The following is a 17,006-nucleotide window of genomic DNA, read 5'->3' on the forward strand; positions in this document are numbered from 1 at the left end:
CAATTACTGTATTTGCCATTGTTTTCCTTTATTATGTCATTCTTACATCCAACGACAGCATATTAAGGTTAATAAATGAGCAAAACCTGGGGCATGATGATGCTAAGTGTGATCAGCGCACCATCGTTCGCCGAAACTGAACTGACACACAACTTTTGTGGCAATTCAATGCAAACCAGAGCTTGGCAACCGCTTGCTGGCCTTGACTTAGGCATGATCGATATCCGTTCAGATGATATTGAACTGCTTGGCACCCAAAGCGCAGAATTTACCGGTAATGTTGATATTAACACCCTTACTATGAGTTTGTCCGCACAAAGTGCGCTAATTGACAAACAGCGTGGGTTACTTAATGCAACTGGCCCTATTACTTACCGTGACACTATCAGTGAAGTAAATAGCTCAGGTCTTAATGCTGATTTAAATAGTTCTGAAATCAGCCTACTTGGTGCCGATTATAAGCTGACGGATCAACAAGCACACGGCGGAGCGGAAAAGCTCACTATTAATAAGTCTGGCTTAGATCTGCTGAACGCAAGCTTTACTACCTGTCCAAGCGATACGCCCGTGTGGGCAATTCAAGCTGAACAAATTTTATTATCCAGTGATGAAGGCTGGGGCGAAACCCATGATATGGTATTGCGTATTATGGATACGCCTGTACTTTATTTACCCTATTTCACTTTCCCAATTGATAATCGCAGAAAGTCGGGCTTATTAACACCCAATATTTCCAGTTCAGATCGCTACGGCGTAGAAACAGTTACTCCATATTATTGGAATATTGCACCAAACTTTGATGCCACGATTACACCACGCTATATGTCTAAAAAAGGCTTGCAGCTGCAAACCGAATTTCGTTATTTGAGTGATAGCAATGAAGGTCTCGTAGCACTTGAATACCTTGACAAAGACGACTCCGAACCAGAACTCAAAGAGCGCTTTCTATTTCACTGGCAACAACAAAGTTATTTTGCCGAAAATTGGCGTGCTAATGTTGATATAACCAACGTCAGCGATGATAACTATCTCACTGATTTGGGTTCTAATTACGCAACACGTACTGACACCCAACTGTACCGTACTGGCTCGTTATCACACTTAGGTGATACTTGGCGTACAGATATAAAAGTACAAAACTTTGAAGTGCTCGGTGATCATGTTGAATCGTATGCGGCGTGGCCACAAATTAGCTTTTCGCAAACAGCACCATTTAGTTTTCAGGATATTGAACTTACCCTAGACGGTGAACTGAGCCACTTTACAAATGACACTCAAGTTATTGAAAAGGCAACTCGTTTACACATCGAACCAAAAGCAAGCTACGGCTACCAAGAGCATGCATGGTCGTTTTTATCTGAATTTAGCGTATTGCACACTAACTATAAGCAAGAAGGTGATTTGGCAAATACTGATTATGCTAAATCAGTATCGCGTACTTTGCCTAAAGTGCGTTTATACAGCCAATTAAACTTTGAGCGTGAAACCACGATCTTCGCTGATGATGGTATTCAAACCTTAGAGCCACAACTGCAGTATTTGTATACACCGAATAAAGATCAATCCAATATAGGTTTATACGATACAACAAAATTACAAGATGATTTTTTTGGTTTATTCCGTGATAGTCGTTTTTCAAGTGTGGATCGTATAGCCGCAGCAAATCAATTTACATTAGGTGCAACCACGCGTTTATTTAATAATAAAAGTGAAGAGTTGTTTAATTTTAGTGCTGGTCAAATATTTTATTTAAGTGACTCAGCCAAGCCAACATCGCAAGGGTTAAACTCAGATACCAACTATAATGCCTTGTTTGCCGCACAAACCATGTTACATTGGCACCGCCGCTGGTATTTATCAGGCGGAATTCAATATGACACCGATGGTAAACAGATTATCCAGTCAAATGTGACCTTAGATTATAAAGGTGACGATAATCAACTCGTTCAATTGAACCATCGCTATGCAAATGATGTCTCAGGCAATACAATCGAACAAGTTGGCTTTTTTACTAGCATTCCGCTCAGTGATCAATGGCAGTTTGTAAGTAGCTATCACCGTGATTTAGAAAACGGTCGTAGTGTCGAGGTGTTCAGCGGATTGCAATATGAATCATGCTGTTGGGCCTTTCAAGTTACCGCCCGTCGCCAAATCGCAACTGATTTAAATCAAGCGATAGGCCAAGAACAAGCCACTTTTGATTCAAGTATTGGATTTAATATTGTCTTAAAAGGGTTAGGTAGTAAAAGCCGTTATGATGCACAAAAATTATTACAACAAGGTATTTTTGGCTATCGTAGACCGTATTTTCTTAATAACTAGTATCACCGTACTATTAGCAAGAGTATTAGAAAAAGTATGAATTTAAAAAAATTATTAGCATCAGCATTTTTGACGCTTGGTTTATGCCAAAGCGCTTTCGCAGCCCCTGTTGAAATAGATAAGGTGGTTGGTATTGTAAACCAAGGGGTTATTTTACAAAGTGAAGTAAACACTATTGTTAACCGCGTAAAAACCCAAGCCAAAGAGCAAGGACAAGAATTACCTTCGGATGATACGCTACGTATTCAAGCAATGGAGCGTTTAGTAAATCAAGCGTTGATGATGCAATTAGCTGAGCGTATGGGGTTAGAAATCTCTGATAGCCAACTGGACCAAACTTTGGTTGGTATGGCGAAAGAGCAAGGCGGAACAATCGCAGACCTACGCCGTACTATTGAATCATCAGGCGAGAGTTTCCAATCTTATCGTGAAGAAATTCGTAAAGAGATCACAACTCAACAAGTAATGCGCGCAAACGTAGACCGTCGTATTTATATTAGCCCACAAGAAGTTGATAATCTCTTAAAAATAATGGAAAGCCAAGGTCAAAATACGGAAGAGTATGACATTGGCCATATCCTCGTTGATATTCCAAATAATGCCACTGCGGATGAAATTGCTAGCGCAAAAACTCGCGCAGATAAAGTTATTGAGTTTTTACAAGACGGGAAAGAATTTAAACGTATCGCCATTTCATCATCAAGTGGTTCAAAAGCACTTGAAGGTGGTCAATTAGGCTGGATGAGCATTAATGAAATGCCATCACTCTTTGCTGAAGCAGTTAAGGGCACCAAAAAAGATGCCATTATAGGCCCGCTTCGTTCAGGCGCTGGTTTTCATATTATTAAAGTTCAAGACATTCGTGGTCGCCAGGTTGTTGAAACAACCGAAGTGCGCTCTCGCCATATCTTAATCAAGCCGTCAATCATCTTAAGCGAAGAAAAAGCCCGCAATATGCTTAATGGCTTTGCTAAAGATTTACGTGCTGGGACTGCTGACTTTGGTGAACTTGCTAAAGAGTATTCAGAAGATCCAGGCTCTGCACTTAAAGGTGGAGAGTACGATTGGACAGATCCTACGACCTATGCGCCACAGTTTAGAGATGCCCTACTATCACTTGATAAAAATGAGATCAGTGACCCGTTTAGAACCACATTTGGTTGGCATATAGTGCAGCTATTAGACAAACGTATAGCTGATAAAACCGAACTAGCTAAACGTAACCGTGCTCACGGCATGCTCTTTAATCGTAAATTTAAAGAAGAAAGCTTTAACTGGCAGCAAGAAATGCGTGAGCAAGCCCATGTTGAAATTTTCCCAATTGATGAATAACCAATGATCCTACGTATTGCAATTACTCCCGGCGAACCTGCCGGGATCGGCCCAGATTTACTGTTGCAACTTGCACAGCATGATTGGCCTGCGCAGCTGGTTGTGATTGCTGATAAGCAATTATTACAACAGCGAGCCAAACAGCTTGGTTTAACAATCAATTTAATTCCATTTGATGAAAATGCACCAGCTGTAATCGCCCCAGCAGGGAGTGTCTATCTGCACCAAGTTGATTTAGGTGCCGACGTTGAGATGGGTGTGTTAAATGATGCCAACGGTCAATACGTACTCGATACCTTGCGTATCGCGTGCGAAAAGAATATGAATGGTACGTTTGCAGCCGTTGTAACTGGTCCTGTTAATAAAGGTATTATCAATAAAGCTGGCATTTCATTTAGTGGCCATACCGAATACTTTGCCCAGCAATCAAACACCCCTGATGTGGTGATGTTATTAGCTACTGAAGGCTTAAGAGTTGCACTAGTGACCACGCACATCCCACTGGCTTATGTATCACGTGCTATTACAAGTGAGCGTTTAAGTAAAGTTGCAGGTATTTTAAACCATGATTTACAAACTAAATTTGGTATCGAAAAACCACGTATTTTAGTCTGTGGGCTTAACCCTCATGCGGGTGAAGATGGCCATTTAGGGCGTGAAGAGATTGACACCATCACCCCAACCATTGAACAGCTTAATAGTGAAGGTATGAATTTAATCGGGCCATTGCCTGCTGACACCTTGTTCCAAGACAAATATCTATCACAAGCTGATGCAGTGCTGGCAATGTATCACGATCAAGGTTTACCTGTGCTAAAATACAAAGGTTTTGGCAAATCAGTTAATATCACCCTTGGTTTGCCGTTTATACGCACCTCAGTTGATCACGGTACGGCGCTCGATTTAGCAGGTACTGGTGATGCTGATGTAGGTAGTTTTGAATTAGCGATCCGCGAAGCAATTAAGCTCGCCCATGAAAAAGCACAAAATCAATGACAGATAAAGTACATTTAGGACACCGCGCCCGCAAACGTTTTGGGCAAAACTTTTTATGTGATGAGATGATCATCGATAAAATCGTCACCGCGATTGATCCTAAACCTGAAGATAATTTAGTTGAAATCGGTCCTGGTCTAGGTGCTATCACTGAACCGGTAAGTGAGCTAAGTGGCCACTTAACGGTTGTTGAACTAGATAAAGATTTAGCCCAGCGCTTAACTGAGCACCCATTTTTAGGGCCTAAGCTTACTGTGCATCAAGGTGATGCGATGAAATTTGATTTTTCAAGTTTGATCAAAGCTGACCGCAACAAACTAAAAGTGTTTGGTAATTTACCATACAATATTTCAACACCATTGCTGTTCCATTTATTTGAGTTTGCCGACAACATTGAGCATATGCACTTTATGCTACAAAAAGAAGTGGTGAAACGCATGGTAGCAGGACCTGGTAGTAAAACATTTGGTCGCTTGAGCGTAATGACACAGTATTACTGTAATGCAATGCCTGTCATCGAAGTACCACCAGAGTGTTTTAAACCAGCACCGAAAGTTGATTCTGCCGTTATTCGTTTAATACCGAAAAAGCCAGAGCAACGTACAGCAAAAAGTACTAAAATTCTTAACACTGTGTGTTTAGAGGCCTTTAATCAGCGCCGCAAAACACTGCGCAACAGCTTAGCTAATTTACTCACCGCAGATGAATTAACTAGCATTGGTATAGATATCACGTTGCGTGCTGAAAGCCTTTCGTTACAACAATTTATTGATATAGCTAATTGGATTTATGACAACAAGCAGTAATTTGGGCTCACCCATCAAAGTATCGGTAGAAACATTTTATGTTGAGGGTCAATCACAACCTGAACTTGATAAATATGTATTTGCTTATTCCGTTACCATTAAAAATCACAGTCTATGCAGCGCAAAGTTAATTAGCCGCTATTGGTTGATCACTGATGCAAATGGTAAAGAAATCGAAGTACAAGGTGATGGCGTCGTCGGTGAAAAACCAACTATTGGTCCTGGTGAAAGCTATAAATATACCAGTGGTGCAGTGCTAGATACTCCCGTAGGAACGATGCAAGGTTATTACACCTTGAAGAATGAGTTCGGTACAGAGTTTGATGCACCTATTAATGTTTTTCGTTTATCACTGCCTAATATTTTACATTAAATAACCTGAAATCGGGTTAAGATATTTATTAACGCATTGATTTAATGATATAACTAGCCTTTAAGCTGTCCTGTCGGAGATTTTCAGAGATAACAAGGCGAATTTACGCGTCAATAGCTGGCCTATTGCAAGTAGATTCAACGCAGTTAGCGTTGAAAATAGCCACAGGAGATAGATTTATTCTCCCGAATTTAGGTTAAATAATGGCAAATTATGCGATAGGTGATCTACAAGGTTGTTATAAAGAATTTCAAGCTTTGTTGCTGCAAGTTGACTTCAACCCAAGTAAAGATCACCTTTATTTAGTGGGCGACATTGTCGCCCGCGGCCCCGACTCTCTTGCCTGCCTAGATTATTTATATACACATCAAGATAGTATCACCGTTACCTTAGGTAATCATGACTTACATCTGATTGCCAATTATATGTTAGATAAACCCGCTAATCCAAAAGACAAGCTCACCGCCCTGCTTGGTTCAGCAAAACTACCTGCTTATATAGCCATGCTAAAGCAGCAACCATTGGCTCTATGGCTTGAAACAGAACAGGTATTTATTAGCCACGCCGGCCTCAACCCCGCATGGTCCATTGAGCAGGCTCTGCAACATGCTCAATTTGCTGAATCCTGCTATCAAGGTGAGAATGCGCGCGATTTTTTCAAACATATGTATGAGCAGCACCCAGGCCTTTGGAGTGAGCAACTCAATGAGTTTGAGCGATTTCGTTATATTGTTAACTACTTTACCAGAATGCGATTTTTAACCCTTGATGAACAATTAGAGTTAAGCTATAAAGGTAGTATTACTAACGCTACTGCAATGATGCCTTGGTTTGAGCACCCAAAATTTACAACTTTTAAACAGCATATTGTATTTGGACATTGGGCTGCTCTTGAGGGCGTAACTAATCATGCAAATATCCATGCTTTGGATACAGGCTGTGTATGGGGTGGGAAGCTGAGCTTGATGGAGTTAAAAAATAAGCAATACTTTAGCGCTAATTCTACTGATTTCATCTAATTTAACTGAAAAATTAATCATCTTCTGTTAGATTTATAGTAACGAATGTTAAAAGTAATTGAATTTAATTACTTAACTTATCCGCAATAAAGCCGATAAAGTCTAATTGCTACTCTCTTTATGGAATTTTTATATGAACTTAACTGTCAGCCAACGTATTTGGGGTGGTTTTATTTGTATCACCTTATTACTTCTTTTAATTGGGGGTAATTCACTGTTCAGAATCGCAAATATTAATAATTCAGCACAGCAAGTAAATCAATTATCATTGCCGGCATTAGAACAAAGCTCAGAACTACAGGTTGAGTTTATCCTGATGAGTAAAGCCGCCCAAGCTAGTTTTTATACCTCTTCAGCAGCAGAGCTTGCGCCAATTGAAAAGTTGGTGTTCGAACAAAAACAACGCTTTGATAAAGCTTATTCACAGTTAAAACTCGTTGTACGTGACAACGATCAACTAAATCAAAATAGTCAAAACGTTGAGCGAACTTACAAAAGCTTTATTAAATTAGTAGAAGATTTATTAAAAGATAAAAAAAACCAATTAGAACTCAATAAATCATTACGAGCACAATTAGAAACGATAGAGCTTGCAGCGGAAGATGCTAATTCTGTGGTTTTGGATATTATCGATATTGATGGTTTAGAAAGCAGTGATAGCAGAGCCTATCAAGCGGCTAATAAATTAGAAAATAACTTTTTGTCTTTAGTCACCAACAGCACTGACATGCTGACAGTTAAAACCCAAAATACCTTAGATATCGTCAAAAATGAGCAGCTTTATTATTTAGAGGAGATTGAGCGTAGCTTAAAGCTACTAAAACCGGTTGTTGAAGCAGCAGAGCCTGGTTTATATAACGATCTAAACAATTACTTCGTCTCTCTTCGCGATAACATTCTCGGCAACAATAGTATTTCAGCTAACAAAAAGCGTTTAATTGATGTAATCGCAATGACTGAAAAGGAACTTACAGAGGCAGAGCAAGCTACGGCAACTGCAATAAAACAACTTAATGAATTAGTTTCTCAAGCTAGTAATGTTGCTTTTGAATTGCAAAAAGAAGTTAGGACCGACGTAGATTCAGCTAATTTATGGACCTGGGTTGGTATGATCAGCGCAACTTTGTTAGCCATAATCGTAGCTTATATAACGGTTAACCGCATTATTAAACCGCTTGCAGAAGTAAACCGCATTCTTGATATTGTTGCTAGTGGCGACATGACACAACGTCTAGACGATACAGCTAAAGATGAATTTGGTGAACTATCGCGTAGCTGTAATACACTTATAGCCAGCTTACGCAGCTTGATCCAAGGTATTATATCTCGTTCCACACAACTTGCTGCGGCCTCAGAAGAAACGTCTGCTATCACCGGTGAATCAAGTCAAGCAATTCGTAATCAACAAGCACAGGTAGAACAAGCTGCAACAGCGACAACGGAAATGAGCAGTACCTCACAAACAGTAAGCAATAGCGCACAACAGGCACTTAAAGAAATCAAAAATGCCGATAAAGAAGCTGAGCGTGTTAAGGGTATTTCTAGCCAGAATAAATCGACCATTGAGCAGCTAGCTCGTGAAGTTGAATCAGCCTCACTAGTCATTAATAAGCTTCATCAAGATAGCGCCTCAATTGGTAGTATTCTTGATGTTATTCGTGGTATCGCGGATCAAACTAACTTACTAGCACTTAATGCAGCTATTGAAGCAGCACGTGCTGGTGAACAAGGTCGTGGTTTTGCCGTTGTTGCTGATGAGGTTCGTTCATTGGCTAGTAAAACACAAGCCTCGACTCAAGAAATTCAAGCCATGATCGAATCATTGCAAACAGGCGCGGAAGCAGCCGTAACTGCAATGTCTAAAGGCAAGCAACAAGCTGATTCTTGTGTTGAACAATCAGACCTAGCCAACGCAGCACTGGATTCAATCACCTCAGCGGTTGCTTTAGCACATGATGTGAGTGAAGAAATATCGACAGCAGCACAAGAGCAACAACAAGTCTCACAAGAGATTAGCGAGCGCCTTGAGTCTATCGTAGCCATTGCTGAACAAACCGCTGAAGGAGCTAATCAGACTAATATATCAAGCTCTGAGGTCGCTAAACTTGCCGAAGAGTTACGCTTGTCTGTAGATGAGTTCAAAGTCTAGGGCAAAGCAAATTAAAACAACAAAGCCGTGTTGATTTAAAACACGGCTTTTTTTTCGAAAAATAAACCACCGATACCCCACTTTTCACTGCTGAGCTAACAAATTGCGTGAGAACAGCCAACTGTTATAATTTCATCGTCCACACACTAGCTTTGCTTGTTGGCAATACTCCATTATTTTTCCACAAAAAAGCCGAACTCCACGTTAATAAAGTTCGGCTTTTAATGATCATCAAGCTTAGCTAGATTACTTTACCTATGCAGCAGGATACTCGCGATACGCACGCTCAATATTCTTCGCTTGCTTTTTAGAGATACCTAAATGCGCAAGTGCTACACGTAAACGTGCGCGCGATAGATCTGAGCCTAATATTTCCATTGCATCAAGTACTGATGTTGAAGACGTTTTGCCAGTAATAGCGACAAATATCGGCTCTAAAAAGTCTTTAATCTTCAGCTCATGGAAAGTAGACACCGCTTTAGCTATAGCAAATATTGCTGATTTTTCCCAGCTTCGTAAGCCCTCAAGCTCCCAGATAAAGAACTGTAAAGCTTGGCGAATTACATCTTCATCGGCTTTACCAGCGGTCAGTAACGCAGGGTCGTAAGTTGGAATGCCACCGACAAAATGACCGGCTAAATCAACCATATCTGATAGGGTATTAATGCGGGCTTTCGCCTCTGGTAATACTTTAGCAAGCATTGCCCCATTAAACTTCCAATCTACAAAGCGCTGAATTAGCTCTTCGTTGCTGAAGTTTTCGCGGATCCACATGCCGTTTAACCAGCTTAGTTTATCAACGTCAAATACTGGGCCACCGAGTGATACACGCTTCATATCAAAATGTTCAATCATTTCAGCAAGCGTGAACTTTTCACGCTCATCCGGCATTGACCAGCCCATGCGTCCAAGGTAGTTAAGTACCGCTTCAGGTAAGTAACCCATTTCTTTATAGTAATTAATAGAAGTTGGATTTTTACGCTTAGATAGCTTTGACTTATCTGGATTACGTAATAGTGGTAAGTGACCAAGCACCGGCGCTTGCCAACCAAAATCTTCATATAATTTTAGCAGCTTAGGCGCAGAGTTGATCCACTCCTCACCACGGAAAATATGGCTAATTTCCATATGGTGGTCATCAACCACGTTAGCTAAAAAGTAAGTTGGGAAACCATCGGCTTTAAGTAACACTTGCATATCAACGTTTTCCCACGGGATCTCAATTTCACCACGTAAGTAATCGTTAAATTTAAAGGTACCTTCGCTTGGAATATTCATACGTATAACGTAAGGCTTACCGGCAGCTAAGTTGGCTTTAATTTCGTCATCCGTAAGGTTTAAACCACGGCCATCGTATTTAGGACGCAGGCCTTCAGCCATTTGCTCTTCACGCATTTGGTCCAGCTCTTCGCTAGTTGCAAAACAATAAAATGCTTTGCCATCATCAACTAACTGATGCGCATATTTTTTATATAAATCGCTACGCTCTGATTGACGATAAGGACCAAACTCACCACCGACATCAGGACCATGATCCCATTCAAGCCCTAACCAACGAAGACTATCCATAATCGCTTGTTCTGATTCTGAAGTGCTACGTACTTGGTCTGTGTCTTCAATACGAAGTACAAATTCGCCACCTTGCTGCTTAGCAAAACAGTAATTAAATAAGGCGATATAAGCGGTACCAAGATGCGGGTCACCGGTTGGTGACGGCGCAACACGTGTACGAATTGTCATGGTTATGTTCTCTTTCAATGGGCAATAAAATATGCGCTAAATGCTAACACAGCAAATGCGCTTGAAAAATGAATATTAAGCTGCAGCTTTATTTAAGTAAGCAATGATATCGTTTGATTCATATAACCAAGTGACTTGGTTATCTTTTTCGATACGTAGACACGGTACTTTTATTTTTCCGCCTTGTTCGAGCAATTCTTGACGATACTGTTCATTACTTTTCGCGTCGCGCGTTTCAACTTTTAACCCTTCGCGTTTAATTGCACGGCGCACTTTTACGCAGAATGGGCAAGCTTTGAATTGATATAGTTTAAATTGTGCAGTGAGTTGATCAAGCTGAGCTTGCTCTCCCGCAGGACGTTTTTTACTACGTGGTGTAAAAACAAAATCAAAAAATAAGATCAAACTACCTAATAACCAACGAACTAATTTCATCAACTGGGCCCTGTTTACAACAATTTAAGGGCACAGATTTTAGCACAGTTAAAGCAACTGCAAAAGATTCAAAAAAGCTCTATACCATCATCACTAGCAATATCATCCACTAAGTTTAGATCGCTATAAGCAGTAACTCGGTTACGCCCATTATTTTTCGATTCATACAATGCTAAATCCGCTTTATGTACTAAAGATGCAACCATATCAACATGGCTAAGTTCCAAAAAACCCGCACTGACGGTTAAATTACCTATTTGTGGAAAAGGATATTCAGCAATATTCGCTCGTAATCGATTTAACGTACCACGAGCTGCTGCTTTATCGAAGCTTTGAAATAATACGGCAAATTCCTCACCGCCATAGCGAAATACATAATCTTCCAAGCGAAAATTATTTTTCAGTAATCGCGATACTAATAAAATAACTTCATCACCAATTACATGACCAAAATTATCATTGACCCGTTTAAAGTGATCAATATCGACAATCGCTAAATACCAACTTTTACTTACTGCGAATGCCTCATCTTTGGCCAAAAAGTCTTCTTCTGAGAGTATTTCAATGACTTTTTTATCAAACGTTTGCCGATTAAGTAATTCTGTTAAAGGGTCTAATCGTGATTTATGGATCAAGGCTAATTGATTAGCATAAACATTTAAAATATGTAGTGCCAACACGCCAATGCCTTCGGGCAATTCGTCTTTCGATTTAACCATTAATAGGCCAATGACAGTGCCTAAATAAGACATCGGCACATACATTGTAACACTTTCAAATGCACTGCTTACACGCACTTTATTTTTGCTTACTTTATCTAATAAAAGCATCAGTTCATCGGATCTAAGCGAATCTATTTTGCTATCAACATTCAATAAGGTAGGATGAAGTTGCGGATTGAAATGTTTATTAATATATAGCGCAAATACTTTGAGCTTAGACAGGCCAGAAATAGCTGTAATAAGCGCGGCATCTAAAGCCTGCTCTTCGGTTTGTTGCGTTAAGAATACAATCCATTCATGTCCACAAGGGTTTGCTATCATCTAAACCAACCTAAACAAATACATAACATTTAGTTTAGGTTAGCTTTACAGTTTTACTAAATTATTAGTTTAGAACAACACCAAGTCATCTCGATGGATCACTTCACTACCGCAATCAAAAGCTAGCAACTTTGTAATTTCACTTGAATGACAACCTTTAATAGTGTCGGTTTCAGCTTTACTAAAACGTACTAACCCACGGGCCACTAATTGTTGATCACTGGTGACTAAATCAATCAAATCGCCACGTTCAAACTGCCCGCGCACACCGCGTACGCCTTTGGCTAATAAACTAGCGCCTTGTTGCTGTAAAGCATTTACTGCGCCATCATCAATCACTATTTGGCCACTACTTTTAGGTCCAGCTAACAGCCATTTTTTACGGCCATCTCTTGGCGCTGTTAGCTTTACAAAGCGTGTTCCTGGTAACTGTTCGCTCATACAATTAAGGATCACATTTTTACCAGCACCTTTGGCTATAATCACTTCCACCCCGGCTCGACGAGCGATATCAGCGGCTTGCAATTTCGTTGCCATACCACCCGTGCCTAGACTAGTTCCACTGCCACCAGCAAGCTGGCGTAACTCATCATCAATATGTGCCACTTCGTCAATTAATTGCGCATTAACATCAGTACGTGGATCACTGGTAAATAAACCTTCTTGGTCGGTTAGTAATAATAATTTGTCGGCATTAGCTAATATAGCGACCAGTGCTGAGAGGTTGTCGTTATCACCTACTTTAATTTCAGCAGTTGCGACCGCATCATTTTCATTAATGATTGGCACCACGTCATAACTTAATAATGCAGTTAAAGTATCGCGGGCATTGAGGTAGCGTTCTCGGTCATCAACGTCAGCGCGAGTCAGTAGCATTTGCCCTACATTCACGCCATATAAAGCAAATAAGCTTTGCCAAATGTGGATAAGCTGACCTTGACCAATCGCGGCAAGCATCTGTTTATCAATCAATGAACGACCGCAGGGTTTTAATAGTTGCTCTCGGCCAGCAGCCACCGCGCCACTTGATACCAGCACAACTTGATGACCTTGCTTTTTTAATTCACAACATTGGCGAACTAATTCAACCATGTGTGCTTTGTCGAGTTTATCGGTTCCACCAGTGAGTACACTCGTTCCCAGCTTAACCACTATTACCTGTGCCCTTTGCATGCTTTTTACTACACAAAAATATTGAAGGATTTATTTATACCAGTTATCGATTTTTGAACAAGTTAAAAATATTCAATCACGGTGCTGACGTGCTAGGATCGTGTTTTAATTCACTTTAAAGCGACCTTCATGCCAGCCAGTTTATGTTTAATAATCGCCACCTTTTTATGGGGTAGTTCTTTTATCGCGCTGAAATACGCGATCGCCATTTATGACCCTGCACTGGTGATTTTTTTACGCATGTTAACCACCTTAGTCATGGCATTGTGCTTATGGCGTTACGTTATTCGCTTTAAATATCATCAAGGTGACTGGAAATATCTGGTGGGGATGTCGCTGGCTGAGCCCTGTTTGTATTTTTTATTTGAAGGCCATGCGATGGAATATACTTCAGCTTCTCAAGCGGGAGTTATTGTATCGTGCTTACCGATTATCGTAGCACTTTTAGCGTTTTTTATGCTCAAAGAGTACATTAGTAAGGCCATTGTTATTGGTTTCACTTTTTGTATTGGCGGCAGTATCTTATTAACTTTAATGTCGCCAAGCTCAGAGCAGGCTCCCAATCCATTGCTGGGTAACTTTTTGGAGTTAATGGCAATGGTCTGCGCTGCATTTTATACTATTTCAGTTAAACATTTAGTTGCTCGCTACTCACCATTAACCTTAATTGCATTGCAAGGTTTTAGCGGTAGTCTGTTCTTTGCGCCATTTTTACTGTTTATTGATTTACCCAGTGAAAATCAACACGACCTTGGCGCTTTATTAAGTATTTTATATTTAGGCTCTTGCGTCACCTTAGGCGGCTATGGTTTGTATAATTACGCAATTAGTAAGGTGTCGGTGCTCACTGCCGCAGCCTATTCAAATTTAATACCGATTTTCACCCTAATATTATCAGCAATTATCTTGGGAGAAGTGCTTTCTCTTAGCCAATGGCTCAGCATTGGCGTGGTATTTGTAGGTGTAATGATAAGTCAGCGTCATCAAGAATTGGTAGTAGACATAGATAATACCGATGCAGGTGATGGCAATTTATCGGCAGAGACTAATAATCGTAATTCAGTCCCGGAGGCTAAAGAGTCAAACGGATAACAGGTTAATAAATACAAGCCTTTATGCGCTAAAAAATCGTACTGGGACTGATGAATAACCGCAATCCCACGCACTCGATAGCGATCAATTTGGCCATTTTGCGTTTGTAAGCTAAATTGCTCACCTACATTCACTTTTTGTAAGAAAGCAAAGTGAGTGTCATTATGTCCAGCAATTAACACGCCTGCTTGCTCAGAGCCTAGCTCTGCACTAGCTAAAAAGTGACTCGGGGCAAACGCTAAGTTACGGCCACTGGCTCCTGCTAATATTGTTAAGGTTTGCTTTTGGCTTGGCCAATTCAGTTGTGCAGTTACATAACTATCAGCATAGAACCAGGGTTTAACTTGTTGCTCTGGCGTTGTCAGTGCCACTTGCCAAGCCTGCTCTATAAGGTGTTGTGCCAGCCACGCTTTAGCTTGCATATAACTACCATGACCAAGCAACGCCAAGCCAACAATCAACAATATAGCGCCAATCACTGCTTTCATTTTTTCAGTCTCAACACTGCAAATCCAGCCAACAGCATGCAACCGAGTAAAATATGTAGTCTGCTTTGCCCATCAGTTTGTGGCAAACTCATTGCTAGACCCTGAGGTCGTTGATTAACCACTTGCACATTCTGCTCAGCAACAGTGCTCGATGGTGTCTGTTCAATCGCTACAAAGGCGGTAAACGGACTAAGTAATTGATGTTCAAGCGCTAGACTCTCAACCTGTGCTTTAACATGCTCTTGCTCGTTATAAAGTAATAATGATTTAATTTTTTGCCGTGCCCACAACCTTGCAATTCCATGAGCCGGTCGCCCTTGTTGTGTATTTAACTTTATCGACAACGGTCCTTGCGCCGTTTGCCCCGCTAAAGTAACGCCGGCATTATTATCAAGCTTTATAGCAACCATCACCGGCTCTGAAAAATACAGGTCGGGTAACGGCGATGGCCAATATTCAAGAGCTTGATTTGCCAAATCACTGCTAAGCGCAAGTTGAGTAATTGCAGGATGAGCTAACTTATCAAATAGTTGCTGCATTTTTGGTTGCACGTCACTACTGCTGCCAATATAAGTAAACGTTCCGCGCCCAACATCTGCAGCTCGACGCATAAAGTAGCTATTAGGCGCACTACCGATACCAATCGTAAACAAACGACTATCACCCAGTTGCGCACTAATATGTTTAAACAATGCATCTTCATTACTGACACTGCCATCGGTTAAAAATACCACTTGACGCACATACCCTAGATGCTCACGAGCATCTAGTACACCATCTAATGCCTCTTTAATATCGGTGCCGCCATCAGCTTGTAAATTATATACAAAGCGCTCAGCACGGCGTAAATTAAAATCATTAGCCGGCACAGGTTTATCGCTCATAGGCATAATTTGATCGTCAAAGCCGACAATATTAAAGCTGTCGTTACTATCAAGTAACGATAACGCATAATGAAGTGCACTTTTGGCTTGCTCCATTGACTGTCCGTGCATAGAGCCGGAAGTGTCGACTACAAAAATCATTTCTCTTGCTAGACGCTGAGTCTGCGTAAAATGATCATCCGGCGGCAGCAACATTAATAATCCATAACGTTCACCATTACTGAGCTGCTCAGTAAAAAATGCGGCTTGCGCTTGCTCTTTTTGCAGCGGTTTAAACTCCAGTAAAAAATCACGATTCACGGCACGTTGTTCATTTAAAGTAACTTGATACTGACCAAATGCCAGATTTTCGGTATTAATACGATGATATTTAGACTGAATATCCACCAGCTCTAGGCCAACATCAATATTAACCGTTAGATTAAACTCGCCTTGAACCGAGCCGGCATTTTTAGTGGCCATGTAAATCGGTGCTATCCACCCCGTGGCAGCAATACTCGCTGATGATAACTCATTACTCTGCGAGTCAATCATATCCTCTGCTGTTTCATTTAATACCCCATTAATCGGATGGTAACGCGGCGTTATCGTGGTTGGAAATCGTAGTGCAAATGTACCACTGCGATAATCAATCACTTCTTGGTATTGCAGCTCTATTTGCACTTCTTCGCCAGGGCCTATGTTTGCCACATTAGTGACAAACATGTTTGCACGCTGCTGGCGCACTAAAGCGGCTTGTTTACCCGCTTGTTGCGCCTGTTGAAAACGCAGCTCGGCTTGTGCTTTTTTATCAATTTCACCTTTGATCACTCGCTCACCAATGTGCATAGTCATAGCATGCACCGCACTTTCATCGGGCAGCGGAAAGACATAGCGTGCATTAACAGCAAACGGGTTTTCATTGCGATAATGTTGAGTTACCACGACATGGTTTATCAATCCGGTGACTGTCATGGTGGCATCACTTTTTAAGATAACGCCAGGCGCTGCCTTTGCACCATTGCTGTCGAACATAGTTAGTTCTGGCGATGTGCTGGCGTTACTCGCACAGCTAACAAACGCGATGAAGGTAAAAAGGCTTCCCCGTAACCATAAATGGCTACGGGTCAGCACTTTGCTTGGTTTACTCAACATAAAAATCACTCCCTTGGCGG

14 protein-coding genes are annotated in these 17,006 nt (G+C 40.9%); 8 read left to right on the forward strand and 6 right to left on the reverse strand.

Features of this window, described 5'->3' with window-relative positions; translation table 11 throughout:
- Positions 1–75 precede the first annotated feature (75 nt).
- The 7 genes from lptD to H5203_RS11170 all read left to right on the forward strand — a co-directional run bounded on the left by lptD (position 76) and on the right by H5203_RS11170 (position 8,997).
- Entirely contained in the window at positions 76–2,322 is a 2,247-nt protein-coding gene (lptD, locus tag H5203_RS11140; protein WP_145235450.1) for an LPS assembly protein LptD, read from the forward strand.
- 36 nt (positions 2,323–2,358) lie between these two features.
- Positions 2,359–3,654, forward strand: a complete 1,296-nt coding sequence (surA, locus tag H5203_RS11145; protein WP_145235448.1) for a peptidylprolyl isomerase SurA — start codon at positions 2,359–2,361, stop codon at positions 3,652–3,654.
- 3 nt (positions 3,655–3,657) lie between these two features.
- The gene (pdxA, locus tag H5203_RS11150; RefSeq protein ID WP_145235446.1) at positions 3,658–4,650 is read left to right on the forward strand and encodes a 4-hydroxythreonine-4-phosphate dehydrogenase PdxA; all 993 of its coding nucleotides are present in this window, start codon (positions 3,658–3,660) and stop codon (positions 4,648–4,650) included.
- Positions 4,647–5,456, forward strand: a complete 810-nt coding sequence (gene rsmA / locus H5203_RS11155) for a 16S rRNA (adenine(1518)-N(6)/adenine(1519)-N(6))-dimethyltransferase RsmA (protein WP_145235444.1) — start codon at positions 4,647–4,649, stop codon at positions 5,454–5,456. Before pdxA ends, rsmA begins: the two co-directional genes overlap by 4 nt.
- The gene (gene apaG / locus H5203_RS11160) at positions 5,440–5,829 is read left to right on the forward strand and encodes a Co2+/Mg2+ efflux protein ApaG (RefSeq protein WP_182819732.1); all 390 of its coding nucleotides are present in this window, start codon (positions 5,440–5,442) and stop codon (positions 5,827–5,829) included. Before rsmA ends, apaG begins: the two co-directional genes overlap by 17 nt.
- Positions 5,830–6,032: 203 nt before the next feature.
- On the forward strand, positions 6,033–6,848 hold the full coding sequence (locus H5203_RS11165; RefSeq protein WP_145235439.1) for a symmetrical bis(5'-nucleosyl)-tetraphosphatase: 816 nt from the start codon (positions 6,033–6,035) through the stop codon (positions 6,846–6,848).
- A 133-nt stretch (positions 6,849–6,981) separates the two neighbouring features.
- The gene (locus tag H5203_RS11170) at positions 6,982–8,997 is read left to right on the forward strand and encodes a methyl-accepting chemotaxis protein (protein ID WP_182819733.1); all 2,016 of its coding nucleotides are present in this window, start codon (positions 6,982–6,984) and stop codon (positions 8,995–8,997) included.
- 255 nt (positions 8,998–9,252) lie between these two features.
- Here the strand turns inward: H5203_RS11170 and gltX are convergent, their stop codons facing one another.
- The 4 genes from gltX to proB all read right to left on the reverse strand — a co-directional run bounded on the left by gltX (position 9,253) and on the right by proB (position 13,388).
- A complete protein-coding gene (gene gltX, locus H5203_RS11175; protein WP_182717159.1) occupies positions 9,253–10,737 on the reverse strand; it encodes a glutamate--tRNA ligase in 1,485 nt (494 codons plus the stop codon).
- 75 nt (positions 10,738–10,812) lie between these two features.
- Positions 10,813–11,172, reverse strand: coding sequence for a glutathione S-transferase N-terminal domain-containing protein (locus H5203_RS11180; protein ID WP_145235432.1), 360 nt, complete (start codon positions 11,170–11,172; stop codon positions 10,813–10,815).
- 68 nt (positions 11,173–11,240) lie between these two features.
- Positions 11,241–12,215, reverse strand: coding sequence for a GGDEF domain-containing protein (locus H5203_RS11185; RefSeq protein WP_182819734.1), 975 nt, complete (start codon positions 12,213–12,215; stop codon positions 11,241–11,243).
- Between the two features lie 69 nt (positions 12,216–12,284).
- Positions 12,285–13,388, reverse strand: a complete 1,104-nt coding sequence (gene proB / locus H5203_RS11190) for a glutamate 5-kinase (RefSeq protein ID WP_145235430.1) — start codon at positions 13,386–13,388, stop codon at positions 12,285–12,287.
- A 129-nt stretch (positions 13,389–13,517) separates the two neighbouring features.
- On the opposite strand from proB, the gene H5203_RS11195 reads away from it, so the two are divergent.
- Positions 13,518–14,480 carry a DMT family transporter gene (locus H5203_RS11195; protein WP_145235428.1) on the forward strand — a complete coding sequence of 321 codons (963 nt, stop codon included), beginning with the start codon at positions 13,518–13,520 and terminating at the stop codon, positions 14,478–14,480.
- Here H5203_RS11195 and H5203_RS11200 read toward each other — a convergent pair.
- Positions 14,372–14,968: a class GN sortase gene (locus H5203_RS11200; protein ID WP_145235426.1), complete on the reverse strand. Its 597-nt coding sequence runs from the start codon at positions 14,966–14,968 to the stop codon at positions 14,372–14,374. The genes H5203_RS11195 and H5203_RS11200 overlap by 109 nt on opposite strands.
- Positions 14,965–16,986: a marine proteobacterial sortase target protein gene (locus H5203_RS11205; RefSeq protein ID WP_182819735.1), complete on the reverse strand. Its 2,022-nt coding sequence runs from the start codon at positions 16,984–16,986 to the stop codon at positions 14,965–14,967. The genes H5203_RS11200 and H5203_RS11205 overlap by 4 nt, the downstream gene beginning before the upstream one ends.
- Between the last annotated feature and the right edge of the window lie 20 nt (positions 16,987–17,006).

This window comes from Pseudoalteromonas sp. SG41-1 (assembly GCF_014164575.1).
In the GTDB taxonomy this organism is placed as follows: Bacteria; Pseudomonadota; Gammaproteobacteria; order Enterobacterales; family Alteromonadaceae; genus Pseudoalteromonas; species Pseudoalteromonas rhizosphaerae.